Here is a 25,140-nt window from a genome sequence, read left to right as displayed (position 1 = left end):
TCGAGTGGACGACGCGCAGGAGGGAGACACACACGCATGAGTGATCACACGGACGGGAACGGCGAACTCGACATCGAGACGGCACAGGCGCAGGTACAGCGCGTCGAGCGGGAGATCGACGAGCGGATCGTCGGCCAGGACGCCGTCGTCAGACAGCTACTGGTCTGTCTTTTGACCGACGGCAACGCCTTGCTCGAGGGCGCGCCTGGGCTCGGCAAGACGCTCCTGATCCGGACGCTCGCCGAGACCGTCGACCTCTCCTTCTCGCGAATCCAGAACACCCCCGACCTGATGCCCTCCGACATCACCGGGACCGAGGTGATCCGCGAGTCCGGCGACGACCGCGTCTTCGTCTTCCAGGAGGGGCCGGTGTTCGCGAACGTGGTGCTGGCCGACGAGATCAACCGGGCGACGCCGAAGACACAGGCCGCCCTCTTGGAAGCGATGGAGGAAGGGCAGGTCACCGCAGGCGGGGAGACGCGGGCGCTTCCGGAGCCGTTCTTCGTCCTCGCGACGCAGAACCCGATCGATCAGGAGGGCACCTACCCGCTGCCCGAGGCCCAGCGGGACCGATTCACGATGAAGATCACGATCGAGCCGCCGGCTCTCGAGGAGGAGTTGACGATCGTCGATCGCTACACCGGGACGATCGAGTCCGCGCCGCCGGTCGAGACGGTCATGACCGGCGCGGAGCTGCGGGCGATCCAGACGCTCGTCAGACAGGTGCCGATCGCCGACGACATCACGGAGCGGGCGGTCAGGCTCGTCGCCGACACCAGATCGGCCGACCGACTCGAATACGGCGCCAGTCCGCGGGCGAGCATGGCGCTCGTCGTCGGCGCGAAGGCGCGCGCGCTGCTCGACGGGCGGGCCTACGTCAGCGAGGACGACGTCGAGGCCGTCGCTCGGCCCGTGTTGCGCCACCGCGTCGTCGTCGACTTCCGCGCCGAGCGCGACGGCGTAACGCCGGACGACGTGATCGCGGAGTTGCTCTGAGCCGATGGCTATCGATCCCGACTTCCTGGCGACGCTGGATCGCTTCGACGCGTCGATCGACCGCCGGAGTTCGGCGCTCCAGCGCGGCGAGCAGCGCTCGACGGAGATCGGCGAGGGGCTCGTCTTCAGCGACCACCGACAGTACGTCCCCGGGGACGACACGCGGCTCATCGACTGGACGGTGTACGCCCGGAGCGACGAACTGTACGTGAGGCAGTTCGAGACCGAGCGAAACCTCACCGTCCACGTCCTCCTCGACCGGAGCGAGTCGATGGCGTTCGCCGACCGATCGAAGTTCGAGTTCGCGGCGAAGATCGGCCTCGGCTACTGTTATCTGTTCGCCGCCGAGCACAACGACTTCAGGCTCTCGACGCTCGGTGCCCGCCACGAGCGTCTCGACTCGGGTGCGTCGACGACCGGGGCGTTGCTTCCGGTGATCGATCGGCTGAACGAGGTGGCGTTGCGCGGGCAGGCCGACGTCGAGACGGCGCTCTCGGCGTACGCCGAAACGATCGCCTCCAGGTCGCTCGTGGTGATCGCGAGCGACTGTCTTCTCGACCCCGAGGCGTTCGAGTCGGGGCTTGCCGCGCTTTCGGAGCACGACGTCGTCGTCGTCCACGCCGTCGCCCCCGAGGAACTGTCGCCGCCGGTCGACGGTGAGACGATCTTCGAGGGGCTCGAAACGGAGACGAGCCTCCGGACGTATTTCAGCCCGCGAAAGCAACGGCAATACAGGAAGCGGCTGTCGGCTCACTGGGACGCCATCGAGTCGGCAGCGGTCGCACAGGGCGGCGAGTACGTCCGAGCCACGACCGACGAGCCGTTCTATGAGGCCTTCGAGCGGGCGTGGATCGGGTAGCCTCCGGGAGTCAGGCCTCGAGTTCGCCGCGATCGCGGATCAGGTTTTCGAGCTCCTCGGGGTCGTCGATGCGTTCGAACTCCTCGCGCTCGATGAGCGCCGTCCCGTCGACCGAGTCGCGCGTTGTGCGGTCGACGACGTACACTGAACGGGTCTCCGTGACCCGTCCGACCGAGGACATGATCCGGGCGCGCTTTTCGGCCGTTCTGGTGAACTCCGAGTGGCCCGTGAGCATCTTCCGCTCGCGCGATTCGTCCTCGCTGACTGTTTTGAACGGGGCCCGCGACGTGGGATGGACATCGAATCCGACGCGGGTGAGCACCGTCACGATGTGGGCGTCGTCGGGATCGGCTTCCGGCTCCTCGGGGTCGTCGACACGGTCGTGGACGTCCTCGGCGCCGTTTAGTACCTCGACGGGGCTCGCAAGCGGCCGATCGAAGATGTCCTCGAGTTCGGCCGCGACCTCGACGCTCGCGTTCATACCGTCCTCGTACTTCGAGACGGTCCGGCGCGAGACGCCGAGTTCGTTCGCCAACTTCCCGAGCGACATCTTCTGTTCCGAGCGGATCTCGGAGAGCAAATCGCCGTCGATGTTGACGTACAGTCCACCCGGGGCCGCATAAATCAACGGCGGCACCTCCTCGATGAACAGGTCCATGGCCGTGTCGGGCGAGAACACCGGAACCCCGTGTCTGAAGTAGACGACGCCGGGGTCTAACTCCTCGTCGCGCGTCCGAAGACCGACGACGAGCGGCGTCGCGTCGAGGTACTCCCCCAGACGACGCATCTCGGCACCGGTGTAGCCGTCGAAGGCGTCGATGTTCGCGAGCACTTTCAACAGGAGCACGTCGTCGCCGCGCCGCGCCGCGATGTCGAAGCTCTTCGGTCGGATCGCACACCGGTCACTCACCGTGAAGCCGGCATCCTCGAGCATCGCGGTGATATTGCCGACCAGTGCGGATCGGGACATAGAAGTATATAGTCGCGTTCCGAGTTAAATCAGTTTCCCCGCGGGCGAGGGGTTTGCGTCCGCCCACGTGGGCTTTCGGAGCCGGCGGGAGCGTCGTATCGAAACGCGGTTGACCGAGGGGGACCTACCAGCGGACGTGACGGTCCTCGGCATCGACGACACGGATTCCCGCGAACGGGGGATGTGCACGACGTACGTCGCCGATACGGTGGCGCGGCGCCTCGAACGCCGCGGCGCGACCATCGATCGGGTCCTGTTGATCAGATGCAACCCCGCTGTCGAGCACAAGACTCGGGGGAATGCGGCGCTCGCGGTTCACACCAACGCGTCGGTCGAAACGGCATTCGAGACCGCACACAGCGCTGTCGAGGAGGCTGCCGAGATCGGTGACGACCGAACCAATCCGGGCGTGGTCGTCGCTCCCGGCGCTCCGGATCGCGTTCCGGAGGCGATCGCCGGGTTCGCCCGCGACGCGGTCGAGGACCATCTCACCCGGGAGGCCGCGCGGCGACTGGCCGACCGGGCCGGGTACCGACGCCACGGCTGGAAGAACGGACGCGGGGTCATCGGCGCGCTCGCCGCTGTCGGGGCGTGGCGAGCGCTCGAGGAGTGGACCTACGAACGGATCGCCTATCGGGAGCCGTCGCGGTGGGGAACTGACCGGGTCGTCGATCCCGACAGCGTCTTCGAGGCTGCCGATGCCCACTATCCGACGGTCTGGGACACCGTCGACCGTGCCACCGGCGAGGTCGTCTGTGTCCCGCGGACGCCGGGACCGATCCTGTACGGTGTCCGTGGAGACGACCCGGCGGCGTGTCGGGCCGTCGCCACCGGTATCGAGAGCGAGCCGCCCGACCGCGCCAGGACGTTTCGCGCAAATCAGGGGACCGACGGTCACCTGCGAGACGGGACGATCGAGGGCGTCCGCGACGGGTACGCCTACCGGCTCGACGGGCGCGTTCTCGACGCCCCCGAAACGCGCCGCGGCGGGCACGTCTTTGTTTCGCTCGGCGACGACCGCGGGACGATCGACTGCGTCGCCTTCGAGCCGACCAAGCGGTTCCGCGATCGCGTTCGGGCTCTCCGCGTCGGTGATCGGATCACCGTCTGCGGCGAGGTGAGCAACGGGACAGTGAAACTCGAGAAGTTCGCCGCTCGCGAACTCGTTAGGACCGAACTGGCGACGCCGACCTGCCCCAAGTGCGACCGGACGATGGAGTCGGCGGGCAGCGGACAGGGCTATCGCTGTCGGGACTGTGGAACCTCGGAGGCGGGGAAGGTCGAGCAGCCGATCGAGCGAGGCCTCGAAACCGGCTGGTACGAGGTCCCCCCGCGGGCGCGGCGACACATCGCCAAACCGCTCGTCAGGGGCGGATTCGACGGGGCGGTACACCCGGAGCGGTAGCCGGGGGAGCTCCGGACATCCCGGAGGTATGAGGCGAGCAGGCGAGTCCGCGGAGGTCGGCGGCGATACCTCGCGCTACGGCTTCGATCGGCCGCCGGCGATCTCTCAGGTCACGCGACGGTCTGGCCGCGTTCGAGTATATAAACAAACGGGTGACAAGCGGCTGTCGTTCGGTCCGGTCAGTACTCGTCGATGGTCGTTCCCACCGAGCAGACGTACTCGCCGGTCGCGACCTGCGGAAGGCGCCGGTGGCGCCAGAAAATACCGTCCGAGTCGGCAGTCACGTCCGCTTTGACCGTGCCGAACGGGTCGGTGACGGTGAAGATCGTGTCGCCGCGCTCGACGTCATCGCCGAGGTCGAATTCGAAGCTCACGAGGCCACCGGCGGGGGAGCCGTACTGCTCGAAGTTGGACGCGCGGGTCTGCGGTGCGGTCGTGACCTCGCCGTCGAGAAAGCCGTAATGATAGAGGACGTTGAATACGCCCTTTACGCCCTTTTGGATGGACGTCTCGTCCCACCCGACAGCGCCGCCGAGCTCGGGATCGATCGTCGGGACGCCCTCGTCGGGACCGGCGCGCGCGAGCTGCCCGTCCGGACCTTTCAGATCGAGAATGTATCCGCAGCCGAACACCTTCGCGAGCTCGAGACAGTCGCGGTGAAGCCGGTGTCTGCTGCCACACCGGACCCGGGTCTCGTTTATCATACACGACGTCGATCCCTGATGGAGGTCCAACGCGAGGTCCGAACGCGTCACGGCCTCGAAGATCGCGGCGGCGATTCGCTCGGAGGCCGTCCCCGACTCGTTGCCCGGGAACGTCCGGTTGAGTTTGGTGTCGTCGATCGGGTTTCGGTGCTCGCCGACGAGGAAGCCATAGTAGTTGGCGATGCCGACGATCAGGATCTCGCCGGCGATCTCGTCGGGGTCGAGTTGCGGCACGACGCGGCGGATAACCCCCAGCCCGTTGAGTTCATCGCCGTCCGAGACCGCTTGTACAAACAGCGTCTTGCCGTCGCGGCGGCCGTTGATAACCGCAACTGGAAGTCCGACGTCGGAGCCATCGCGTGCTTCGCCGACCGGAAGACGCCCGATGTCTGCCTCACCGGGCGATGCGGTCGCGGTACCGAGGGTCGTCATTACCAAAAATCGTATCGTGGCCGTTATTATGCCTACTGATAACCGCCGGGGTTTCCGCCACCGACACGACGTCCCGCCGGCCGAAACAGTAACAATCGTTCAATGGAAACGATAACCCTTTTCTTCCGTCCATAGGAATCGACAGCATATGACCGAGGAGCTAAAAAAAGGGTTGGAGGGCGTTTTGGTCGCGGAATCGTCGTTGAGCTTCATCGACGGCGACGCCGGAGAGTTGGTGTATCGTGGGTATACGATCGACGATCTCGCCCGGAACGCGAGCTTCGAGGAGGTTCTGTATCTGCTTTGGCACGGCGAGTTGCCGACCACCGAGGATCTCTCGGCGTTCGAGGCGTCGATGGCCGAGGAGCGCGGCCTCGACGACGGCGCCCACCGGCTCGTCCGCGAACTCGCCGAGGCCGACGAGAAACCGATGGCGGCGCTTCGGACCATCGTCTCGAACCTCTCGGCGTACGATCCCGACGTCGGGTCGGAGCCGACCGACGAGGCGGCAAACCTCCGGAAGGGCCGCCGGATCACGGCCAAGATCCCGACCGCGCTGGCGGCCTTCTCGCGGATCCGCGACGGCGACGATCCGATCGCGCCCCGCGAGGACCTCGATCACGCGAGCAACTTCCTGTACATGCTCAACGGCGAGGAACCGGACGACGTCCTCGCTGAGACGTTCGACATGGCGCTCGTGCTCCACGCCGACCACGGCCTGAACGCCTCGACGTTCTCGGCGACGGTGACTGCTTCGACGTTGTCGGACCTCCACGCCTCCGTCACCTCGGCGGTCGGGACGCTCTCGGGCAGCCTTCACGGCGGCGCCAACCAGGACGTGATGGAAGCGCTGCTCGAACTCGACGACTCCGGGAAGGACCCCATCGAGTGGGTCGAGGACCGCCTCGACGCGGGCGACCGCGTTCCCGGCTTCGGCCACCGCGTCTACGACGTCAAAGACCCGCGCGCGAGGATCCTCTCTGCCGAGTCGGAGGCGCTCGGCGAGGCCGCGGGGACGCCACACTGGCACGACTACTCGGTCGCGATCGAGGAGTACCTCACAGAAAAGAACGGCCTCGCACCGAACGTCGATTTCTACTCAGCGTCGACGTACTACCAGATGGGCATCCCTGTCGACATCTACACGCCCATCTTCGCGATGAGCCGCGTCGGCGGCTGGATCGCCCACGTCCTCGAGCAGTACGACGACAACCGTCTCATCCGGCCACGCGCCCGCTACGTCGGCCCCACGGACTTGTCGGTCACGCCGAGAGCCGAACGATAGGACGCCCTCGAAGGGACCGACCGGTGACCCTTTGACTCTCCGGACCCTACAAGTGACGAATGAGCGAGGAGTACGGCCTGCTCGAACCCGCCGAGGGGGTCGACGGCGACGAGTGGGACGACATCGACGTCGCCGACACGGACGCCGACCGCATCGCCCGCCGGCAGGATCGGGCGTTCCTCGAGTTCCGAAAACGGATCAAAAACACCGAACAGTTCAAAGTCGAGGCGTCGGTCTTCGACGACGCGACGCTGGGGGCGCTGTACAAACTCGTCCAGGACGGCCACGTCGACGCGTTCGGGGGTCCGATCTCGACGGGCAAGGAAGCGAACGTCTACACGGCGTTGGCCCCCGACGGCGAGGTCGCGGTGAAGGTGTATCGGATCAACGCCTCCGATTTTCAGCATATGCGGGAGTACCTCGACGGGGATCCCCGATTCGAGGGGATCGGCTCGGACAAAAAGAAGGTCGTCGTCGCGTGGACGAAAAAGGAGTTCGCGAACCTCGAACGGGCGCGGGCGGCCGGCGTCAGGGTGCCGCGACCGATCGCGATGGAGCGAAACGTCCTCGTGATGGAGTACCTCGGCGGGGAGACCCAACGCGCAAAACGGCTCAGCGAGGTCGACGTCGAGAACCCCGAGACGGCGTTCGAGGTCGTCCGCGAGTATATGCGCCGCCTCTACGCCGCCGGGTTGATCCACGGCGACCTCTCGGAGTACAACCTCGTCGTCCACGGGGGCGAACTCTGCCTGCTCGATTTGGGGCAGGCGGTCACGGTCCATCACCCGAACAGCCGGGAGTTCCTCGAACGGGACTGTCACAACGTCGCTGCCTTCTTCGGCCGACAAGGGTTCGACGTCGACGCGGACGCCCTCCTCGGGTGGGTCACCGAACCGAGCCCCGATCCGTCCGGGGACGGAACCCCGGAAGGGTAGCTTTTTCGAGTATCCGGGGAGACATACCGGTATGTTCGACATCGTTCCGGAGGCCGCCATCGCGGAGGGGCGGGCGACGGACGCGTATTTCCTTCGGACGGAGGAGGCCTTACAATACGCCGACCGGAATCCACACGTCGCCGTCGAAGTGACCGCCGACCAGTTCCCCACGGGGGGGTTCGAGCTGTTCGCCGGGGTGGCCGACGCCGCTCGGCTCCTCGAGGGACGCGGCGTCGACGCCGACGCGCTCCCCGAAGGGACGCTGTTCGATGGCGGTCCTGTGCTGCGGATCGAAGGGCCGTACCTCGAGTTCGCGCGGCTCGAAACGTCGTTGCTCGGCTTCCTCTCGAAGCCCTCGGCGATGGCGACGGCTGCGCTTGCGGCCCGGCGGGCGGCCCCCGAGACGTCTCTTTTGAGTTTCGGGGCTCGTCACGTCCACCCCTCCATCGCGGGGACGGTCGACAGGAGCGCCCTCGTCGGGGGGTTCGACGGCTTCTCGCACGTCGCCGCCGGCGACCTGATGGGTCGCGAGGCCGCCGGGACGATGCCGCACGCGTTGATGCTCTGTTTCGGGCCGGGCAATCAAGAGGACGCCTGGCGCGCGTTCGACGAGGCCGTCGCACCCGACGTGCCCCGCATCGCGCTGTGTGACACCTTCGACGACGAAGTCGACGAGGCCGTCCGGGCCGCGGAGTTGGGCTTCGACAGCGTCCGGCTCGACACGACGGGGTCTCGCCGCGGGGACTTCAGACACATCGTCCGGGAGACCCGCTGGAAGCTCGATGCGGCCGGTCACGACGACGTCGACATCTTCGTCAGCGGCGGCATCACGCCGGAGACGATCCGGGAACTCCACGACGTCGCCGACGGCTTCGGCGTCGGAAGCCACATCACGAACGCCGACCCAGTCGATTTCGCCCTGGATATCGTCGAAGTCGACGGCGAAGCGACGGCCAAGCGGGGAAAGCTCCCGGGCCGGAAGGCGGTCTACCGGACGCCGGCGGGCGGCCACCACGTCGCGGCGGCCGACGCCGACGCGCCGCCCGGGGCCGAGTCGCTGTTCGAACCGCTCGTCCGCGACGGCGAGGTCGTCGCGACACTCGACATCGAGGCGGCCGCAGAGCGGGCCAAGGCCGACGCTCGGCGGGTCGGGTTCGGTCGGGCGGAATGACGCTCGCGAGGCCCCGGGACGGCTACGCGACGAGGAAGTAGACCTGTTTTCGCGCGTCGTAGAAGGAGTACCGCGACTCGACGAGCGACTCCTCCTCGAGACGGTTGAGCGCGTAGCGGACGGTTCGATCCGGCAGCAGCGACTCCTCGGCGAGTTGCCCCTGCGAGAGTGGTCTCGCGTCCTCGAGTACCTTCGCGACCAGCTTCGCGCTGGGTGGGAGCTCCCGGAGCGTCTCGCGGAACTCCGGATCCGAGAGTGGCGATTCGGCCTGGCGTGAGCGGTCCTCCGTGGTGGTGCTCATGTTATCGTATGTATGAAACACACGTGTAAACGTTCGCTATATGTATAACAAAACAATACGGAGAATCAAGTGTGTATAATGACTCCTTATATATTCGACGGGACCGGCGGCGCCCGCCCAGCGCGCATCCACCGCCTTTTATATTCGAGGCGGATCGATTCGGATAGTGTGAAGGGACAGGAGTGGTACCAGGAGAGTGACGTCGCGGAGTCCTACGAGGACAAGCGGTTCTCCGGCGGCGGACGGTTCATCGATCGCCGCGAGAAGGAGGCTGTCTTGGATGCCCTCGGCCCCATCGAGGACAAACGGATCCTCGAGGTGGCCTGCGGGACCGGCCGATTTACTGTCATGCTCGCCGACCGCGGTGCCGACATCGTCGGAATGGACATCTCCGAGGCGATGCTCGAACAGGGCCGACGAAAGGCCCGTTCGGCCGGTGTCGACGAATCGCTGTCGTTTATACAGGGCGACGCCGGGCGGTTGCCGTTCCCGGACGACCACTTCGACGCCGTGCTGGCGATGCGGTTTTTTCACCTCGCTCCCGACCCCGAGGGGTTCATCGCGGAGATGCGCCGTGTTGCGACGGAGCAGGTGTTTTTCGACACGTTCAAGCGCTACTCCGCTCGCTCGACGTATAACTGGGCGCTCCCGATGGGTTCGCGGCTGTACTCCGAACGGGAGGCCAAAGAGCTCGTCGTCGGTGCCGGCCTCGAACTCGCCGGAGCCGATCACGACTTCGTCCTTCCGTACGGGTTCTACCGGGCGATACCGGGCTGGGTCGCCCGCCCGTTCCGGACCGCGGATACGGCGATCCGCGGGACCGGCCTCGGCGAGCGGATCGCCACCGTCTCCTACTGGGACGCGCGCGTCCCCGAGTGATCGTCGCCGCGCAAACACGGGGCTTTTGACGGTCGCCGCCGCTACGTCGGGTATGGATGTCTCGGTAGTGGTCTCGACGCTGAACGACCGCGACCAGTTGCGGGGCTGTCTCGAGTCGCTCGCCGGCGAGGAACCCCACGAGGTCGTCGTGGTCAACGGGCCCTCTACCGACGGCACGAGCGGGATGGTGCGCGATCGGCCCGACGTCGACGTCTTGGTCGAAATCGACGAGCGAAACATCAACGTCGCCAGAAACGCCGGAATAGACCGGTCCCGAGGCGACGCCATCGGGTTCCTCGCGCCGACGATGGCGGTCGAACCGGGGTGGCTCGACGCGGTTCGGGGGGCGCTTTCGGGAGCCGGCGCCGCAACCGGCCCGACACACGAACGACTCGACGCCGGCGTCGCGACCGATACGATCGAGTCTAGGCGGATCCGCGACCAGCAGGTCACCTACTTCAACGGCGGCAACGTCGCGTTCACCCGGGACCTCCTGGCGGAACTCGACGGGTTCGACGAGTACCTCGAGGTGGGCGGTGCCCGCGACGCGGCCCACCGGATCGCCGGGGTCGGCTCCGAGGTCGAGTGGTCGGCCGGGATGTGTGTCGCCTGGGCCGCCACCGACGGTGGGACGGCCGAGCGGGACTGGCAGGCGCGGTATCGCTCGCTTGCCTATCGCCTGGCGAAGAACTACGGTCTCCACCCGACGGTGCCGTTCCGGACGCTTCGACACGCCGCGACGGACGCAGGCAGGGCGTTTCGGGACGTCCTCCGCGGGGAATCCAAACCGACGTCGTGGCTCGGGAACGGCCGGGACGTCGTACTCGGTGGGGGGCGCGGATACGCCGATGGGCTTCGGGCCCGCTACGCCGACCGAAGCCCCAGCCGGAACCCCCGAGGTCTCTCGGCGCGCGCCGACCGGGCGGTCGCCGTTCACGACCGCAGGTAAAAACCCACCGGAGTCCGACCCCCGGACGCCCCCACCGTGCTCCGGTCGTTACGAAGGTTTTATATAGAACCGCTGACGACATATGAACTGAACATGTCACAGCAGATGCGCCAGCGACGCGGACAGCCGCTTTTCATTCTCAACGAGGACACAGAACGCACCCGGGGCAAGGACGCCCAGTCGTCGAACATCACGGCCGGAAAGGCCGTCAGCGAGTCGGTACGCACGACGCTCGGCCCGCGCGGGATGGACAAGATGCTCGTCTCCGATTCCGGGGACGTCGTCATCACGAACGACGGCGCGACGATCCTTCAGGAGATGGACATCGAACACCCCGCGGCCCAGATGATCGTCGAAGTCGCCGAGACACAAGAAGAAGAGGTCGGCGACGGGACGACGACCGCCTCCGTGCTCGCGGGGCAGTTGCTCGCCCAGGCCGAGGACCTCATCGACGACGACATCCACCCGACGACGATCGTCGAGGGGTACCGGGAGGCCGCAACCCTCGCCCTCGAAGCCATCGAGGACGTCACGCTGGCCGACGACCTCGACGACGAGAGCCTTGAGTCGGTCGCCGAGTCCTCGATGACCGGCAAGGGAACCGGCGACATGGACGCCGCGTCCCTCGCCGAGACGGTCGTCGCCGCGGTCCAGCAGGTCCAATCCGACGACGGCGTCGACCGCGACGCCATCACGATCCGAACGCAGACGGGAGCCGGCGCGTCGGCCACCGAACTCGTCCAGGGCGTCGTCAGCGAGGAGGAGCCGCTCCACGACGACATGCCGACGGCCGTCGAAGACGCCTCGATCGGCGTCTTCGATCTCGACCTCGAGGTCCGCGAGGCCGAGATCGACGCCGAGTACGACATCACCGACGTCGACCAACTCAACGCCGCCATCGAGGCCGAGGAATCGGAACTCCGTGGCTACGCCGAATCCGTCGCGGACGCCGGCGTCGACGTCGCGTTCGTCACGGGCGACGTCGACGACCTCGTCGCCTCGTACCTCGCCAAGGAGGGCGTCCTCGCGTTCGACTCCGTCGACGACGACGAGGCCCGCTCGGTCGCCCGCGCGACCGGTGCCTCGACCGTCGGCACGCTGAGTGACTTCGAAAGCGACGACCTCGGCAGCGCCGAGACCGTCCGCGTCGAGTCCTTCGGTGACGACGACCTCGCGTTCGTCGAGGGCGGCGCCGCCGCCGAGACGGTCACGGTTTTCGCCCGGGGCGGCACCGAACACGTCGCCGACGAACTCGAGCGCGCGCTCCGTGACGCGCTCGACGTCGTCACCGCCGCGCTCGACGCCGGCGGCGTCGTCCCCGGCGCCGGCGCGACGGAGGTCGCGATCGCAGACCACGTCCGGACCAGCGTCGCCAGCGTCGAGGGCCGCAGACAACTCGCCATCGAGGCGTTCGCCGACGCCGTCGACGTCCTCCCGCGGACGCTCGCGGAGAACACCGGTATGGATCCCATCGACGCCCTAGTCGAGCTCCGGTCGACCCACGACGCCGAAGGACGTGCGGGTCTGATCAGCGAGGGACAGTCCGGGGACGTCGGTGACCCCGTCGAGCACGGCATCCTCGATCCCGCCGCGGTCAAGCGCGAAGCCGTCGAGTCCGCGACCGAGGCGGCGACGATGATCGCCCGCATCGACGACGTCATCTCCGCCGAGTAACGCCGACGCGATCCTTTTTGTACGCTCCGCCGACGCGGCGAGACCGTGCGGTGGACCGTGAGACGACGACCGGCGCCCGTGGGTGTAAAGCGTCCGCTTCGGTACCATCGGACGTATTTCGCCACGGAATAACCGGTGTTGCCGGGCGAGCAACGGGGAGCCGAGGGAAACCGAGCGGAGGCGACGACGGTCACCGGTCGTGTGACTCTCCCGGTCCCGCTCGAACGCACCGCGGGTTCGTACGGGGAGCTGTGCTGAAGCCTACGTATCGGGACCGGCGTCGGTTGGGACGTCCGTCTACGCCAGGTGCCGAGCGGTCGGGCCGAGGGAACGCCCGGTCGTTGCCGCGCCGACCCGTACCGACGAACGAGGACGAGTGGGGAGCGGACGGCAAATGTGGGAACAGTGACTCAACTTTCGTGGGCGCGTTGGGATGGCGGAGCCGCGTGGCGGTGGCAGTACGATCTGCGGGTGTCACCCGCACCCAGGGCGTGCCGACGCCGACTGTTCCCGACTCGTGTGTCGACGTGGGCCGATGAATAGTTTTTCATCGATCGCGTACGCTACGACCGGATGAGACTATCGAAACCGCCATACAGAGCGGCGGTTCGCGTTCTCGTCGTGCCCGAGGCAGTTCAGACGCCGCTGGAATCCGACTGGCTGCACTCTGTCCCGGCCGAACGCGCCGTCGCGCCGGACGTCGGTCGAACGGAACCATACAAAACGCCCCGAACGGAACCGGGAACCGAAGGGTCTCCGCACTCCACCGCGCTTTTGTCGCCGTCGACCGACGTACGAACATGGGACCACTCGACGGCGAAACGGTGATCGTGACCGGCGCAAGTCGGGGACTGGGGGCGTCGATGGCAGAGCGGTTCGCCCGCGACGGGGCGAACACCGTCCTGGCCGCGCGGAGCGAAGATGACCTCGAGGCGGTCGCTGCGGCCGCCGCCGGCGAGACGCTCGTCGTTCCCACGGACGTGACCGACGAGGCCGAGGTCGAGGCGCTCGTCGGCGCGGCGCTCGAGGCCTACGGCGACCTCACCGGTCTCCTCAACAACGCGGCGATCGGAATGATGAGCCTCTACGACGAGTTACACGACATCGCGGAGATCGACGCCGACGACTGGCGGCGAATCCTGGAGGTGAACGTCACGGGCGCGTTCCTCTGTGCGAAACACGCCGCCCGGGAGATGGCGTCCGGCAACGTTATCAACGTCTCCTCGGGGCTCGGCCGTCGCGGGTCGGCCGGCTGGGGACCGTACGTCGCCTCGAAGTGGGCCCTGGAGGGTTTCTCGCGAACGCTCGCGCTCGAACTGGAACCGGAGATCAACGTCAACTGTCTCGACCCCGGCGGCCGCGTCGAGACGGGCTTTTGGGATCACCTCGATGCCGCAGAGCGAGAGTCGATCCCCGATCCGGACGTGATGGACGACGCCGCCGTTGCGCTTCTGGCACAGGACCCGGGCGGCGTCACGGCCGAGTCGATGCCGGCCGACGAGTGGGAGAGGCGGCTCGGCTAGGCCGGTTCGCCGTCGCGTTCGCGGTCGTCGCCGCGGCCGTTCGCCTCCGATCCGCCGGTGTCGTCGGCCCGGCTCGCTTCGTCGTCGCGGCGCGCCCGCTCGGCGGCGAGTTCGCGGTCGATGTCGTCCTCGAAGGCCGACACCGACTCGACGGTCACGACGTTGCCCCCGCCGGGATCGACAACCATCACCTCCTCGCCCTCCGCTATCTCGCCGTCGAGCGCCCGGGCCTGGTAGTAGGGGTTGAAGCCGCCGCCCTCGAGTTTTATTTCGCCGTCGTCCCTCGTGACGCGCTGGGTGACACGCCCCGTCTTGCCCCGAAGCGACGCCGAGTCGCTGGTCTGCCCGGAGCCCTTGCCGCCGTAGAAGTCGAACTGCCGGTAGCCGTACAGCGCCGCCCCGCCGGCCACGAGGACGACCGCGGCGAGCACGAGCGGGAGCGCCGCCGCGGGCAGGAAGCTACCGACTAAGAGGCCAGCGAGCCCCGCCGCCAGCAGCGCGATCCCGACGACGATGAAGTGCGCACCGGGCGCGAACGCCTCCATGATCATCAGCGCCGCTCCGAGGAGGACGAGTGTGAACGGCACTGACAGCCCGAACAGTTCCGCCATACCCCGGGTAGGGTCGCCCCGTGGTTAACGCTTCGGACGGGGGCCTTCGGGGGCTCGCTACCCTAGAGTAGCCGCGATAAAATAAACAGCGCTAAAAGCACCCCGAGCAGGACGAACGCGACGTTCTCCGTCGACGGGGAGCCGGCCTCGACCGGTTCGGCCCGATCGGCGTCGGCCTCGGCAGCGGCGGCCGCGGCCGCCTCGCGGTCGTCGATGTCCTCCAGAGAGAACTGCCACTCCGCCTCCGATTCCTCCCTGTCTTCTGCCGGTGCGTCGCCCGCACCGTCCGGATCGCCGTCTCGAACGCTGCCCGGCGGCTTCCCGGAACGTCCGTCCGTCTCGCGGTCGCTCATGCTCCGGTTACCCACCGTGCGTTGAAGTGGCTGTCGGCGGAGGTCACTGTATCTTGGTCCCCGGCCCGGCGTCGCCGTGGGTCGTCAACAGGTCCGCCTTCTCGCCGGCGGCGAGCAACATCCCGTCGGACTCCACGCCGAACAGCTCGCTTTGTTCGAGATTGGCGACGATCACGATCCGCGTTCCCGGCAGCTCCCCGAGGTCGTGGAGCTGTTTGATCCCGGCGACGATCTGTCTCGTTTCGACGCCGATGTCGACCTCGAGCTTCGCGAGTTTGTCCGCGCCCTCGATCGGGTCTGCGGTCGTGATCTCCCCGACGCGGAGGTCGAGGTCTTCGAACTCCTCGAAACTCACCCGATCGTCGGCGATCGGTTCGAGGTCAGCCGGCTCCCCGTCCCCGTCGTCTGTCTCCGGTCCGTCGTCGGCGTCCGCGCTCTCGTCGTCGCCTGCGGCCTCGACGCGCTCGGCCAGCTGCCGGTTGAGCTCCTCGACGCGGTCGTCCTCGATCTTCTCGAAGAGCTCCGCCGGCGCGTCGAACGCCTCGGGCGGACTCGACAGCGCCGCGTCGAGCGCGACGTCACCGACCGAGCCCTCCTCGCCGAGTTGGGTCCAGAGGGCGTCGGCTTTCCCCGGGAGCACCGGCTCCATCAACACCGCGATGGCCTTCGAGAGCTGGACGCAATCGCGGATGACCTGCGCCGCCTTCTCGGGGTCCTCGTCAGTGAGCTTCCAGGGTTCGTGCCGCTGGATGTACTCGTTGCCGAACGCCGCGAGTTCGACAGGGGTCCGCCCCAGCCCGCGGACGCGGTAGTCGTCGACCGCCTCCCGGAACGACTCGATCGCGGACTCGATTTCGGCCTCGACCTCGTCGCTCACCGCGGCGTTCGGCGTCCCGTCGTAGTTTCGCTCGGCGAACAGAAGCGAGCGATACAGGAAGTTCCCGAGCGTGCCGACCAACTCGTTGTTGACGCGCTCTCGGAGACCGTCCCACGAGAAGTCGACGTCGGCGGTGAACTCGCTGCCGGTGACGATGTGGTACCGGTAGAGGTCCGGATCCAGCCCCGACTCGATGTAGTCGTCGGCCCAGACCGCCCGGTTCCGCGAGGTCGAGAAGGCCTCACCGTCGAGGTTGACGAACCCACACGCCATCACGGCCCGGGGTTCGGTAAACCCCGCCCCGCGCAACATCGCGGGCCAAAACACCGTGTGGTGCTGGATGATGTCGTGGCCGATGACGTGGATTATCTCGCCGCCCTCGGGGCGTTCCGAGTCCGGATCCGAGCGGTCCTTCCAGACGGCCTCCCAGTCGTAGCTCTCCGAGCCGACTCGCTCGGAGTACTGCTTCGTCGAGGAGGCGTACTCGATCGGGGCGTCGACCCACACGTAGAGGACGAGGTCCTCGCCGTCCGCCCCGTCCTCGCCGGGGTAGTCGATTCCCCAGTCCATATCGCGGGTGATACACAGGTCCTGTAACTCGCCCTCGATCCACTCTCGGGGTTGGTTCTTCGCGTTGTCGGTGCCCTCGAGTCGGTCGATGAACCCCTGGAGGTACTCCTGGAAGTCCGAGAGCCGGAGGAACTTGTGCGGGCGGGTGCGGTACTCCGCGGGGTTGCCCGTGATCGTCGAGACCGGCTCCTCGATCTCGCCCGGTTCGAGGTGTCGCTGACAGCCCTCGTCGCATTCGTCACCGCGGGCCCGCTCGCCGCAGTACGGGCAGGTCCCCTCGACGAACCGATCCGGCAGCGGCTGGTCTGTCTCTGCGTCCCATGCGACCTCGATTTCCTTCTCGAAGACGTGGTCGCCGTCGATCCACGACCGGACGAACGACTGGGTCATCTCCGTGTTCGTCGCGTCGTGTGTGTGGCCGTAGTTGTCGAACTCGACGTTGAACGCCGGGAACGTCTCCTCGTATTGCTCGTGGTACTCTAAGGCGAACGACTCGGGGTCGACGCCCGTCTCGGCGGCGTTGACCGCGATCGGCGTCCCGTGCATGTCCGATCCGCAGACGAACGCGACCGACTGGCCGAGGCGGTCGAGCGCCCGCGCGTAGGCGTCGCCGCTGACGTACGTCCGCAGGTGGCCGACGTGGAGGTCGCCGTTGGCGTAGGGCAACCCGCAGGTGACCACCGCCGGGGAATCCGTCGGGAACTCCTCGTGCATACACGACACGCCGGGCCAGGGGGCTAAAACAGTCCCGCTCTCGGGGCGGACGACGCCTCACTCGGCTAGCCGATCGACGTCGCCGAGGAACTCGGCCAGCATCGACCGGGTGACGTGGGGCATACAGACGATCCGGGCCTCGCCCGCCTCCGTCCGGGAGAGTCGCCATCCGGCGTCCCGGAGGTCGTCGATCAACCGCGCCGGGAGGTCGACAGTCACGATCGGCAACGCGGGCTCGACGACCTCGAACTCCCGATCGTCAAGTTCGGCGGCGAGCCAGTCGGCGTTCGAGCGGGCGCGACGGTACTGTCGCCCGTAGCCGTCCCGCCACAGCTCGTCCATCACCGCCGCCGCGCTGGCGACGCCGGCCCCGCTTCGGGTCCCCGTCAGCGTCATCTGCGACGTCGACTCGAGATACGGCGTGTCGATCGCGAGTTCGTCGAGCAACTCGGGGCCACGAGCGAGGAGACCGCCCGCCGGCACCGCCGCCCGCCCCATCTTGTGCGGGTCGATCGTCATCGTGTGGATGTCGGCGTCGGCGAAGCTCCAGGCGTGCTCGGTAAAGGGGAGGACGAACCCACCCCAGGCGGCGTCGACGTGACAGAGCGCGCCGGCGTCGGCTGCCATGTCCGCGAGCGCTGGGATCGGGTCGACGCGGCCGTACTCGGTCGTTCCGGCGACGCCGACGACGCAGACGGTGTCGGAGTCGATCAGCTCCGCGACAGCGTCGAGGTTCGCCCGGTAATCGGAGAGGGGTGCCGTCCGGAGTTCGACGCCCAATACGCCGGCGGCCTTGCGGAACGAGAAGTGCGCGGACTCGGGGGCGACGAAGTTCGGCGTTCGGGTGTCGGCCCGGTTGCGGGCCAGCCGGATCGCCTGGACGTTCGACTCCGTCCCGCCGGAGGCGATGTAGCCGGCCGGGTCCGCGAGTTCGGCGACGGTCCCGAGCCGGTCGACGGCCTCGCGTTCGAGCGTCGAGACCGTCCCGTAGGTGCCGGGATCGCCGGGGTTGCTCGCCAGAAACTGCTCGGCCGCCTCGCGGGCCGTCGGATGCGGTTCGGTACACATCGACGACAATACTCGGGAGAATTCCTGCGGTTCGGCCCGCTGCATACTCCGTTTCAGCGGCGCGTGGGGTTTATCGGTTGTGTTTTCGACGGTCGTCGACCCGGATTACCGGATCGAGTCGAGCAGCAGCTTCTGTTCTTTCCGTTTGACCTCGTGTTGGACGTCCCGGACGGCGTCGATGTTCGCCGAGATCGACGAGACGCCCTCGTTGACGAGGAACCGGACCATCTCCGGCTTCGAGCCAGCCTGCCCACAGATGCTCGTCGCGACGTCGTACTCGCGGCAGGTCTCGATCGTATCGCCGATCAGCCGCAACACCGATGGGTGGAGCTCGTCGAAGCGGTCGGCGACGTGTTCGTTGTTCCGGTCGACCGCGAGCGTGTACTGGGTGAGGTCGTTCGTGCCGAAGGAGGCGAAGTCGATCCCGGCTTCGGCCATCTCCTCGATCGACAGCGCCGCCGAGGGGGTCTCGACCATCACGCCCCAAGAGCGCTTCTCGGGGTCGACGCCGGCCTCAGCCATCAGGTTCCGCGCGCGAACGACGTCCTCGGCGTCGTTGACGAGGGGGAACATGACCTCGACGTTGTCGTAGCCCATCTCGAAGAGCCGCCGGAACGCCTCGAGTTCGTGTTTGAAGAACTCCGGCCGATCGAGGCTCCGCCTGATCCCCCGGTAACCGAGCATCGGGTTGTGCTCGTGGGGTTCGGACTCGCCGCCCTCCATCTGCCGGAACTCGTCCGTCGGCGCATCGAGCGTCCGGACCCGGACCGGGCGCGGATAGAACTCGTCGGCGACACCGCGGACGCCGTCGACGATCTCCTCGACGTAGGCGTCCTCGCCGTGGTCCTCGATGTAGCGCTCCGGCGTCTTGTTCGTCGAGAGGATCATATGCTCCATCCGGAGCAGGCCGACGCCGTCGGCCCCGGTGGCCGCGGCGCGCTCGCCCGCCTCGGGGATCGAGACGTTCACTTTGACCTCCGTCGCCGTCATCGGTTTGACGGGGTTTTCGGGGCGGACCGTTTCGACGGCGTCGGTCTGTTCGTCGGGGGCCACGGTCCCCTCGGTGACACTGCCCTTCTCGCCGTCGATCGTGACGAGTTGACCGTCCTCGAGTTGTTCGGTCGCCGTGCCGGCGCCGACGATGGCCGGCGCGCCGAGTTCGCGGGCGACAATCGCGGCGTGGCTCGTCATCCCGCCCTCGTCGGTGATGATCCCGCTGGCGCGCTTCATCGCTGGCACCATGTCGGGGGTCGTCATCTCGGTGACGATGATGTCACCCTCGCCGACCTTGTCGAGCTGGTCGAGTTTGCCGACGGTCCGGACGGGCCCGGAGGCGATACCGGGTGACGCCCCAAGCCCCTGGACGAGGAGGTCGCCGTCGGCCTCCTCGTCCGACTCGGACGCGGCGTCCTCCGAGATCGTCGTGATGGGTCGCGACTGCAACATGAACACGTCGCCGGAGTGCGTCCGGCCGTCCGAACTCCGCCCGTCGCCTTCGACGATGGCCCACTCGACGTCCTGGGGCTCGCCGTAGTGAGCCTCCGCGCGCTCGCCCAGTTCCGCGAGCCGGTCGAGCTCGTCGTCGTCGAGCACTCGGGCGTTTCGCTTGTCCTCCGGCACCGCGCGTTCGACGGTCTCGCCCGTCTCCTCGTCTTTCAGCATCATCACTTTTTTGTCGGCGACTGTCGCTTCGATCACCTTGTCGGCCTCGCGGTCGATGACGTAGTTGTCCGGCGACACCGACCCGGAGACGACCGCCTCGCCGAGCCCCCAGGCGGCCTCGACGATGATTTTCGGTTCGCCGCTGGAGGGGTGGGAGGTGAACATCACGCCAGATTTGTCCGCGGCGACCATCCGCTGGACGACGACGGCGATGTCGACGATGTCGTGGTCGAAGCCCTGCTCGTTCCGGTAGTAGATCGCACGCTGGGTGAACAGCGACGCCCAGCAGTGTTTGATGCGGTCGATCAGCCCCTCGCGGGTGATGTTGAGGTAGGTGTCCTGCTGACCCGCAAATGAGGCGCTCGGCAAATCTTCTGCCGTGGCCGACGAGCGGACCGCGACGAACGCCTCGCCGTCGTCGAGGTCGTCGTAGGCCGCGAGGATGTCCTCGCGGACGTCCTCGGGCATCTCGGTCCCGAGGATGAGCTCCTTCGCCCGCTCCTCGGCGACCGCGAGCGCCTCGGAGTCGTCGGAGTCGACGTCGACGGCGTCGAACAGTTCCTCGTCGATTCCCGTCCCCTCGATGAACGCGCGGTACGTTCCGGCGGTGACGACGAATCCCGGCGGGACCGGCAGCCCCGCGTCCGTCATCTCGCCGAGGGAGGCGCCCTTGCCGCCGACCAATCCGATGTCGTCGGAGCGAATCTCGTCCAGCCAGAGCACGGGTTCCTCGAGACTGTCTGTCCCGTCTGCTGTCATTGCTCGACGATTCAGGTGCCCCCAACTTAGGCCATTCGTTCGGCGTTCGCGCCCCGTGTGTGTGCGTCCCGAACCTACCGATACGTGTCCGAAACGCTCGATCATCGCCTGCCCGCGCTCCTCCCGTTCGGCTTCTTCGAGGCTCTCCCTCCGGTCGATCCTCGCTACACCTCTATGATATCGTCCGCACCCATCTCGGGCACGGAGATCGTCCCCTCGAACGCCGTCACCGCCCGCCCACCGATCGAGACCGGGTCCGTCCGGGCGCGAACCCGCACCCGACCCGGCCGATCGAGGAAGTGGCCCTGCTCGAAGACCATCTCTTCGGGCAACTCGCCGTCGAACGCTTCGACCTCGCGGAGGTACGCCCCGACGGCGCCGGAGGCGGTGCCGGTGGGCGGATCCTCGTTGACGCCGACGGCCGGAGCGAACAGCCGGCCGTGCAGCGTCGAGTCGGCCTCGAGCGCGTCGAAGGTGAACGCGTAGACGCCCGTCACGCCGAGTTCATCGGTCAACCCGGCGATAGCCCGGGGATCGGGCTCCAGCCCCGAGAGGGCCTGAAGGAAGTTCACCGGGACGACGAGGTATTCGGGCCCCATGGAGGCGGTCGCGAGCGGCAGGTCCGCGCCGACGTCCGAGAGCGTCGCCGGGTCCGCCCCGATCGCCGACGCGACCCGATCGTAGCCGAGATCGACCTCGGTGACCGACGACACCTCCCCGCCGGGCGACATCCGGACCAGCCCGCCCTCGATGTCGACGTCGATCGATCCGGCGTTCGTTTCGAAGGTGTGCGTTCCGTCCCCGAGGCCGCCGGCGCCGGCGAGCCACGACCCGGCGGCCACGGTCGCGTGCCCACAGAGGTCGATCTCCCCCGTTGGCGTGAAGCAACGGAGCCGCCGGGCCGCCTCGCCGTTATCAGCGTCGAGCAGAAAGACAGTTTCGGAGGCGTGCAACTCGCGAGCGATCGCCGCCATCGCCTCGTCGGCGAGGCCGTCGGCGTCGGGGACGAGCCCCGCCGGGTTGCCGGAGAGGGGGTCGGTCGTGAACGCGTCGACGAGCAAGGCGCGTCGGGTATCCATCGTCGGCCGTTTCGCGGCCGACGAATAAAAACCCCGACCGTCGGTGGGGCCACGTCGGGGGGTCGACCGGGCGTCGTGGAGCGCGTCCTACGCTTTCGGTCCTATTCAGGGTCGCAGTTCCGGTCCTAGCCACAGCTCCAGTCTCGGCCTTGATTTCTTTCAGGGCTCGATAATCAGCTTTCCGAACGCCTCCCGCCGCTGCATATCGGCGAACGCCTCCGCGGTGGATTCGAGATCGTACGTTCCCCCGAGGGCTGGTTCGTATGCCCCCTTCGCCGCGAGGTCGACCAACCGGCGCAGGTCGCCCTGTGTTCCCATCGTGCTCCCGATGACGTGTTTGTGGCCCAAGAAAAGGTCCGGAACGTCGAGTTGCGAGACCGTTCCCGCCGTTCGACCACAGATAACCATCCGCCCGCCCCTGGCCATCGCGTTGAGTGCGGGCTTCGTGAAGGGGCCGCCAAGGTGGTTGATGACCGTATCGGGGCGGCCGATCTCACGGACGCTCGCAGCCAGCGTTTCGGGGTCGTCCGACTCGATGGGATGGTCGACCCCGAGGTCCGAGAGTCGTTCGAGTTTTTTTGCCGATCGTGACGTGGCGATCGTCTCGGCGTTCAACACGTCGGCGAGCTGCACTGTCGCGACGCCGACGCCGCCGGTCGCGCCAGGCACGAACACCAGATCACCGGGGGCGACGTTGGCGCGGCGAAGCATCCGCCAGGCGGTCACGTACGCCGTCGGAAGTGCCGCGGCGGCCCGGACGGGGAGCGACTTCGGAATCGCAACGAGACGTGTCGCGTCGACGCGGGCGCGCTCGGCCAGCCCACCATGGTACAGTCCGAACTCGATACAGTGGTTTTCCGGTCCCTCCCGGCAGTACTCACAGGCCCCGCAGGTTTGGTTCGGGCAGAGAACGACGCGATCACCAGGGGCGATCCCGGAGACGTCCTTGCCGACCGATCGGACGGTGCCGGCGGGGTCCAGCCCGCTGACGAACGGCAAGACATCCTCGTCGACCATCGCGGAGTCACCCTCCAGAATCCAGAGATCATGGCGGTTAATCGAACATGCCTCGACGTCGATGACCGCCTCACCCGCGTCCGGTTGAGGGTCGTCGCGTTCGCGTATCGTTACGCCGTCGGGGCCGACTAACTCCGTGAACGCTGCGACGCGCATGATACTGCTTCGTCACCGCAAGATATAAAATCGCCTCCGGAGCGAGTCGGGACGCCCTCAACCCGGCGATTATTAGGTCTGACCCTCCGACAGGCGCGTATGAGCGACCTCCTGGAGGAGTTCAACTGTACCGTCACCAACTGGGAGTACATTTACGGGCTCTGTCGAGACGTGGCGGACGAGATCAAGTCAGCCGAGTTCGAACCGGACGTCGTCGTCGCGCTGGCCCGCGGCGGCTGGTTCGCCGGACGTTGTCTCTGTGATTTCCTCGGGTTGGACGACCTGACGAGCCTGAAGATGGAGCACTACGTCGGCACGGGGGTCAAGACCGACGAACCGCAGGTCCGCTACCCGATGCCCGATGGTAGCGTCGGGGGCAAGGACGTCCTCGTGATCGACGACATCGCCGACACCGGCGGGTCGATCAGCCGTGCCCACGAGTACGTCACGGAGCGCGACGCGGCCTCGGTCCGGACCGCCACGCTGCAGTTGCTCGGAACCAGCGAATTCGAACCGGAGTTCGTCGGCGAGCGCCTCGAGACGTGGACGTGGGTCGTCTACCCGTGGAACTTCCTCGAGGACATGATCGACCTGATCGAGGGCGTCATGCGGAAAGCCGACGCCGAGACGTTCGCCCGCGAGGACGTCCGACACTACCTCTCGTCGTACCACGACCTCGAACGCATCGAGATGGAGGTCGCCCAACCGGACCGCCTCGGCGAAGTCCTCTCAGAGATGGAGCGCCGCGACGTCGCGGCCCGAGTCGACGGCGGGTGGCGGCTCGCCTGAGTGGCGCCGGGGACGGGCCGGCGCCGGACTGTCAGCGCAAACAGTGCATACGCGCATACACGGGACGGGGGAATCGGCGCTCCCCGACACCATCTGATCTACAGCCGATCGAGATCGACCCGAACGACGGCTACATCGTGGCGACGGATCCGGAATCGAGAGCGGTCAGCCACGGTGAAACGAAATCCGAGGCACTTCTGCATTTAGCTCGTCGGGTGCGTCCGATGTTGTGGATGTACAGCGCGTCGTCGAGAGACGAGGTCCCACCCTCAGCGAAGCCGCGCCAGCGGCCGAGCAGGGTGGGGCAGTTCACGCGTTGCTAAAAGTAGTTAACCCGGGACACCGTGAGAGGGGTATGGAGCTGTCCGGAACGATCCTGGCGGGCCCCGAGTACGAGCCGACCGAGGGCCGGGTCGTCCTCGATGACGGCGAGATCGCCGCGGTCGAGGAGTCGCCCACCGACTCGACGGACATCGTCTGTCCGGCGTTCGTCAACGCCCACACGCATCTGGGGGACTCGATCGCCAAGGAAGCCGGCCGCGGGCTCTCGCTCGACGACCTCGTCGCCCCGCCGGACGGGCTCAAACACCGGCTGCTCGCCGACGCCTCCCGCGGGGATCTCGTCGCGTCGATGCGGCGCTCGCTGCGGTTCATGCGCTCGGGCGGGACCGGCGCGTTCGTCGAGTTCCGCGAGGGCGGGACCGAGGGCGTCGCAGCGCTCGAATCGGCGCTCGAACCGCTCGACCTCGAGGCGTCCGTCATGGGCCGGGGGGACGCGGCCGTCCTCGACGCCGCCGACGGGTACGGCGCGAGCGGCGCGCGAGACGGCGAGTTCTCGACCGAACGGGCCGCGGCCAGACGGCGCGACAAGCCGTTCGGCATCCACGCGGGCGAGCGAGACGCCGCCGACGTCAATCCGGCGCTGGATCTCGATCCGGACTTTCTCGTCCACATGGTCCACGCGGAGCCGCGACACCTCGAGCGGGTCGAGGACCGCGGCGTGCCGATCGCCGTCTGCCCGCGTTCGAACCTCGTAACCGGGGTTGGCGTCCCACCGATCGCAGAGCTGTTAAAACGGACAACGGTCGCGCTCGGCACCGACAACGTGATGTTGAACAGCCCCTCGATGTTCCGCGAGATGGCGTTCGTCTCGAAACTCTGTGACGTCTCCGCGCCGGAGGTGCTCCGGATGGCGACCGCCGGCGGCGCGGAGCTCGCCGGTTTGAACTGCGGCGTCATCGAACCGGGACGGGCGGCCCGTATGGTGGTCCTCGACGGCGATTCGGACAACCTCTGTGGGAGCCACGATCCGGTGCGGGCGGTCGTCCGGCGGGCGGGCGTCAACGACGTCACGGACGTCGTCCTGCGTTGAGCGCGCGGAGTCGAAGCGCCGAAAACGGTT

General features: G+C 67.4%; 22 protein-coding genes. 12 read left to right on the top strand and 10 right to left on the bottom strand.

Annotation, left to right across the window (positions count from 1 at the left end):
- The first annotated feature begins 36 nt into the window (after nucleotides 1-36).
- Nucleotides 37-996, top strand: a complete 960-nt coding sequence (locus NMLP_RS10700) for an AAA family ATPase (RefSeq protein WP_015410133.1) — start codon at nucleotides 37-39, stop codon at nucleotides 994-996.
- 4 nt (nucleotides 997-1,000) lie between these two features.
- On the top strand, nucleotides 1,001-1,855 hold the full coding sequence (locus tag NMLP_RS10695; RefSeq protein WP_015410132.1) for a DUF58 domain-containing protein: 855 nt from the start codon (nucleotides 1,001-1,003) through the stop codon (nucleotides 1,853-1,855).
- A 10-nt stretch (nucleotides 1,856-1,865) separates the two neighbouring features.
- Here NMLP_RS10695 and NMLP_RS10690 read toward each other — a convergent pair whose 3' ends face one another.
- A complete protein-coding gene (locus NMLP_RS10690) occupies nucleotides 1,866-2,825 on the bottom strand; it encodes a transcriptional regulator (RefSeq protein WP_015410131.1) in 960 nt (319 codons plus the stop codon).
- A 136-nt stretch (nucleotides 2,826-2,961) separates the two neighbouring features.
- Between NMLP_RS10690 and NMLP_RS10685 the strand changes: the two genes are divergently transcribed.
- Nucleotides 2,962-4,230, top strand: a complete 1,269-nt coding sequence (locus NMLP_RS10685; RefSeq protein ID WP_015410130.1) for a tRNA(Ile)(2)-agmatinylcytidine synthase — start codon at nucleotides 2,962-2,964, stop codon at nucleotides 4,228-4,230.
- A 179-nt stretch (nucleotides 4,231-4,409) separates the two neighbouring features.
- Here NMLP_RS10685 and NMLP_RS10680 read toward each other — a convergent pair whose 3' ends face one another.
- A complete protein-coding gene (locus NMLP_RS10680) occupies nucleotides 4,410-5,366 on the bottom strand; it encodes a succinylglutamate desuccinylase/aspartoacylase family protein (protein WP_015410129.1) in 957 nt (318 codons plus the stop codon).
- A gap of 148 nt (nucleotides 5,367-5,514) precedes the next feature.
- On the opposite strand from NMLP_RS10680, the gene citZ reads away from it, so the two are divergent.
- The 3 genes from citZ to NMLP_RS10665 are packed head-to-tail and all read left to right on the top strand — an operon-like array spanning nucleotide 5,515 to nucleotide 8,757.
- Nucleotides 5,515-6,651: a citrate synthase gene (gene citZ, locus NMLP_RS10675; RefSeq protein WP_015410128.1), complete on the top strand. Its 1,137-nt coding sequence runs from the start codon at nucleotides 5,515-5,517 to the stop codon at nucleotides 6,649-6,651.
- A 59-nt stretch (nucleotides 6,652-6,710) separates the two neighbouring features.
- Complete coding sequence (gene rio1 / locus NMLP_RS10670) at nucleotides 6,711-7,586, top strand: serine/threonine-protein kinase Rio1 (RefSeq protein WP_015410127.1); 876 nt, start codon at nucleotides 6,711-6,713, stop codon at nucleotides 7,584-7,586.
- A gap of 31 nt (nucleotides 7,587-7,617) precedes the next feature.
- A complete protein-coding gene (locus tag NMLP_RS10665) occupies nucleotides 7,618-8,757 on the top strand; it encodes a nicotinate phosphoribosyltransferase (protein WP_015410126.1) in 1,140 nt (379 codons plus the stop codon).
- 22 nt (nucleotides 8,758-8,779) lie between these two features.
- On the opposite strand, the gene NMLP_RS10660 is transcribed toward NMLP_RS10665, so the two are convergent.
- Complete coding sequence (locus tag NMLP_RS10660; RefSeq protein WP_015410125.1) at nucleotides 8,780-9,058, bottom strand: MarR family transcriptional regulator; 279 nt, start codon at nucleotides 9,056-9,058, stop codon at nucleotides 8,780-8,782.
- A 168-nt stretch (nucleotides 9,059-9,226) separates the two neighbouring features.
- Between NMLP_RS10660 and NMLP_RS10655 the strand changes: the two genes are divergently transcribed.
- From NMLP_RS10655 to NMLP_RS10635, 4 genes are all read left to right on the top strand, one after another.
- A complete protein-coding gene (locus NMLP_RS10655; RefSeq protein WP_015410124.1) occupies nucleotides 9,227-9,937 on the top strand; it encodes a class I SAM-dependent methyltransferase in 711 nt (236 codons plus the stop codon).
- Between the two features lie 52 nt (nucleotides 9,938-9,989).
- Nucleotides 9,990-10,886: a glycosyltransferase family 2 protein gene (locus NMLP_RS10650; protein ID WP_015410123.1), complete on the top strand. Its 897-nt coding sequence runs from the start codon at nucleotides 9,990-9,992 to the stop codon at nucleotides 10,884-10,886.
- A 93-nt stretch (nucleotides 10,887-10,979) separates the two neighbouring features.
- A complete protein-coding gene (gene thsA / locus NMLP_RS10645; protein WP_015410122.1) occupies nucleotides 10,980-12,560 on the top strand; it encodes a thermosome subunit alpha in 1,581 nt (526 codons plus the stop codon).
- An 800-nt stretch (nucleotides 12,561-13,360) separates the two neighbouring features.
- Nucleotides 13,361-14,083, top strand: a complete 723-nt coding sequence (locus tag NMLP_RS10635) for an SDR family NAD(P)-dependent oxidoreductase (protein ID WP_015410121.1) — start codon at nucleotides 13,361-13,363, stop codon at nucleotides 14,081-14,083.
- Here the strand turns inward: NMLP_RS10635 and NMLP_RS10630 are convergent.
- The 7 genes from NMLP_RS10630 to NMLP_RS10600 all read right to left on the bottom strand — a co-directional run bounded on the left by NMLP_RS10630 (nucleotide 14,080) and on the right by NMLP_RS10600 (nucleotide 22,949).
- Nucleotides 14,080-14,694, bottom strand: coding sequence for an NfeD family protein (locus NMLP_RS10630; RefSeq protein WP_015410120.1), 615 nt, complete (start codon nucleotides 14,692-14,694; stop codon nucleotides 14,080-14,082). The genes NMLP_RS10635 and NMLP_RS10630 overlap by 4 nt on opposite strands.
- A gap of 62 nt (nucleotides 14,695-14,756) precedes the next feature.
- Nucleotides 14,757-15,047, bottom strand: coding sequence for a DUF7312 domain-containing protein (locus NMLP_RS10625; RefSeq protein WP_015410119.1), 291 nt, complete (start codon nucleotides 15,045-15,047; stop codon nucleotides 14,757-14,759).
- Nucleotides 15,048-15,090: 43 nt separating this feature from the next.
- Nucleotides 15,091-17,208, bottom strand: coding sequence for a methionine--tRNA ligase (gene metG, locus NMLP_RS10620; protein ID WP_015410118.1), 2,118 nt, complete (start codon nucleotides 17,206-17,208; stop codon nucleotides 15,091-15,093).
- A gap of 57 nt (nucleotides 17,209-17,265) precedes the next feature.
- Nucleotides 17,266-18,321 (bottom strand): tyrosine decarboxylase MfnA, encoded by a 1,056-nt coding sequence (gene mfnA / locus NMLP_RS10615; protein WP_015410117.1) that lies wholly within the window; start codon nucleotides 18,319-18,321, stop codon nucleotides 17,266-17,268.
- Between the two features lie 60 nt (nucleotides 18,322-18,381).
- Nucleotides 18,382-20,697: a pyruvate, water dikinase gene (ppsA, locus tag NMLP_RS10610; protein WP_015410116.1), complete on the bottom strand. Its 2,316-nt coding sequence runs from the start codon at nucleotides 20,695-20,697 to the stop codon at nucleotides 18,382-18,384.
- Nucleotides 20,698-20,861: 164 nt separating this feature from the next.
- On the bottom strand, nucleotides 20,862-21,776 hold the full coding sequence (locus tag NMLP_RS10605; protein ID WP_015410115.1) for a PhzF family phenazine biosynthesis protein: 915 nt from the start codon (nucleotides 21,774-21,776) through the stop codon (nucleotides 20,862-20,864).
- A 159-nt stretch (nucleotides 21,777-21,935) separates the two neighbouring features.
- Nucleotides 21,936-22,949, bottom strand: a complete 1,014-nt coding sequence (locus NMLP_RS10600) for an alcohol dehydrogenase catalytic domain-containing protein (protein WP_015410114.1) — start codon at nucleotides 22,947-22,949, stop codon at nucleotides 21,936-21,938.
- A 99-nt stretch (nucleotides 22,950-23,048) separates the two neighbouring features.
- Here NMLP_RS10600 and NMLP_RS10595 point away from each other — a divergent pair, with 99 nt between their 5' ends.
- Nucleotides 23,049-23,738 carry a phosphoribosyltransferase gene (locus NMLP_RS10595; protein ID WP_015410113.1) on the top strand — a complete coding sequence of 230 codons (690 nt, stop codon included), beginning with the start codon at nucleotides 23,049-23,051 and terminating at the stop codon, nucleotides 23,736-23,738.
- A 355-nt stretch (nucleotides 23,739-24,093) separates the two neighbouring features.
- A complete protein-coding gene (locus tag NMLP_RS10590; RefSeq protein ID WP_015410112.1) occupies nucleotides 24,094-25,110 on the top strand; it encodes an amidohydrolase family protein in 1,017 nt (338 codons plus the stop codon).
- Nucleotides 25,111-25,140 lie beyond the last annotated feature (30 nt).

It is taken from the genome of Natronomonas moolapensis 8.8.11 (genome assembly GCF_000591055.1).
In the GTDB taxonomy this organism is placed as follows: Archaea; Halobacteriota; Halobacteria; order Halobacteriales; family Haloarculaceae; genus Natronomonas; species Natronomonas moolapensis.
Note: the sequence above shows the minus strand (reverse complement) of the source record. Positions and strands in the feature narration are given on the sequence as shown.

Coding starts and splice junctions, on each gene's coding strand:
- NMLP_RS10635 (WP_015410121.1), top strand. CDS start 13,361: ATGGGACCACTCGACGGCGAAACGGTGATCGTGACCGGCGCAAGTCGG.
- NMLP_RS10700 (WP_015410133.1), top strand. CDS start 37: ATGAGTGATCACACGGACGGGAACGGCGAACTCGACATCGAGACGGCA.
- NMLP_RS10650 (WP_015410123.1), top strand. CDS start 9,990: ATGGATGTCTCGGTAGTGGTCTCGACGCTGAACGACCGCGACCAGTTG.
- NMLP_RS10590 (WP_015410112.1), top strand. CDS start 24,094: ATGGAGCTGTCCGGAACGATCCTGGCGGGCCCCGAGTACGAGCCGACC.
- NMLP_RS10595 (WP_015410113.1), top strand. CDS start 23,049: ATGAGCGACCTCCTGGAGGAGTTCAACTGTACCGTCACCAACTGGGAG.
- NMLP_RS10630 (WP_015410120.1), bottom strand. CDS start 14,694: ATGGCGGAACTGTTCGGGCTGTCAGTGCCGTTCACACTCGTCCTCCTC.
- NMLP_RS10695 (WP_015410132.1), top strand. CDS start 1,001: ATGGCTATCGATCCCGACTTCCTGGCGACGCTGGATCGCTTCGACGCG.
- NMLP_RS10660 (WP_015410125.1), bottom strand. CDS start 9,058: ATGAGCACCACCACGGAGGACCGCTCACGCCAGGCCGAATCGCCACTC.
- rio1 (WP_015410127.1), top strand. CDS start 6,711: ATGAGCGAGGAGTACGGCCTGCTCGAACCCGCCGAGGGGGTCGACGGC.
- NMLP_RS10600 (WP_015410114.1), bottom strand. CDS start 22,949: ATGCGCGTCGCAGCGTTCACGGAGTTAGTCGGCCCCGACGGCGTAACG.
- thsA (WP_015410122.1), top strand. CDS start 10,980: ATGTCACAGCAGATGCGCCAGCGACGCGGACAGCCGCTTTTCATTCTC.
- NMLP_RS10665 (WP_015410126.1), top strand. CDS start 7,618: ATGTTCGACATCGTTCCGGAGGCCGCCATCGCGGAGGGGCGGGCGACG.
- NMLP_RS10680 (WP_015410129.1), bottom strand. CDS start 5,366: ATGACGACCCTCGGTACCGCGACCGCATCGCCCGGTGAGGCAGACATC.
- mfnA (WP_015410117.1), bottom strand. CDS start 18,321: ATGCAGCGGGCCGAACCGCAGGAATTCTCCCGAGTATTGTCGTCGATG.
- metG (WP_015410118.1), bottom strand. CDS start 17,208: ATGCACGAGGAGTTCCCGACGGATTCCCCGGCGGTGGTCACCTGCGGG.
- ppsA (WP_015410116.1), bottom strand. CDS start 20,697: ATGACAGCAGACGGGACAGACAGTCTCGAGGAACCCGTGCTCTGGCTG.
- citZ (WP_015410128.1), top strand. CDS start 5,515: ATGACCGAGGAGCTAAAAAAAGGGTTGGAGGGCGTTTTGGTCGCGGAA.
- NMLP_RS10605 (WP_015410115.1), bottom strand. CDS start 21,776: ATGGATACCCGACGCGCCTTGCTCGTCGACGCGTTCACGACCGACCCC.
- NMLP_RS10690 (WP_015410131.1), bottom strand. CDS start 2,825: ATGTCCCGATCCGCACTGGTCGGCAATATCACCGCGATGCTCGAGGAT.
- NMLP_RS10625 (WP_015410119.1), bottom strand. CDS start 15,047: ATGAGCGACCGCGAGACGGACGGACGTTCCGGGAAGCCGCCGGGCAGC.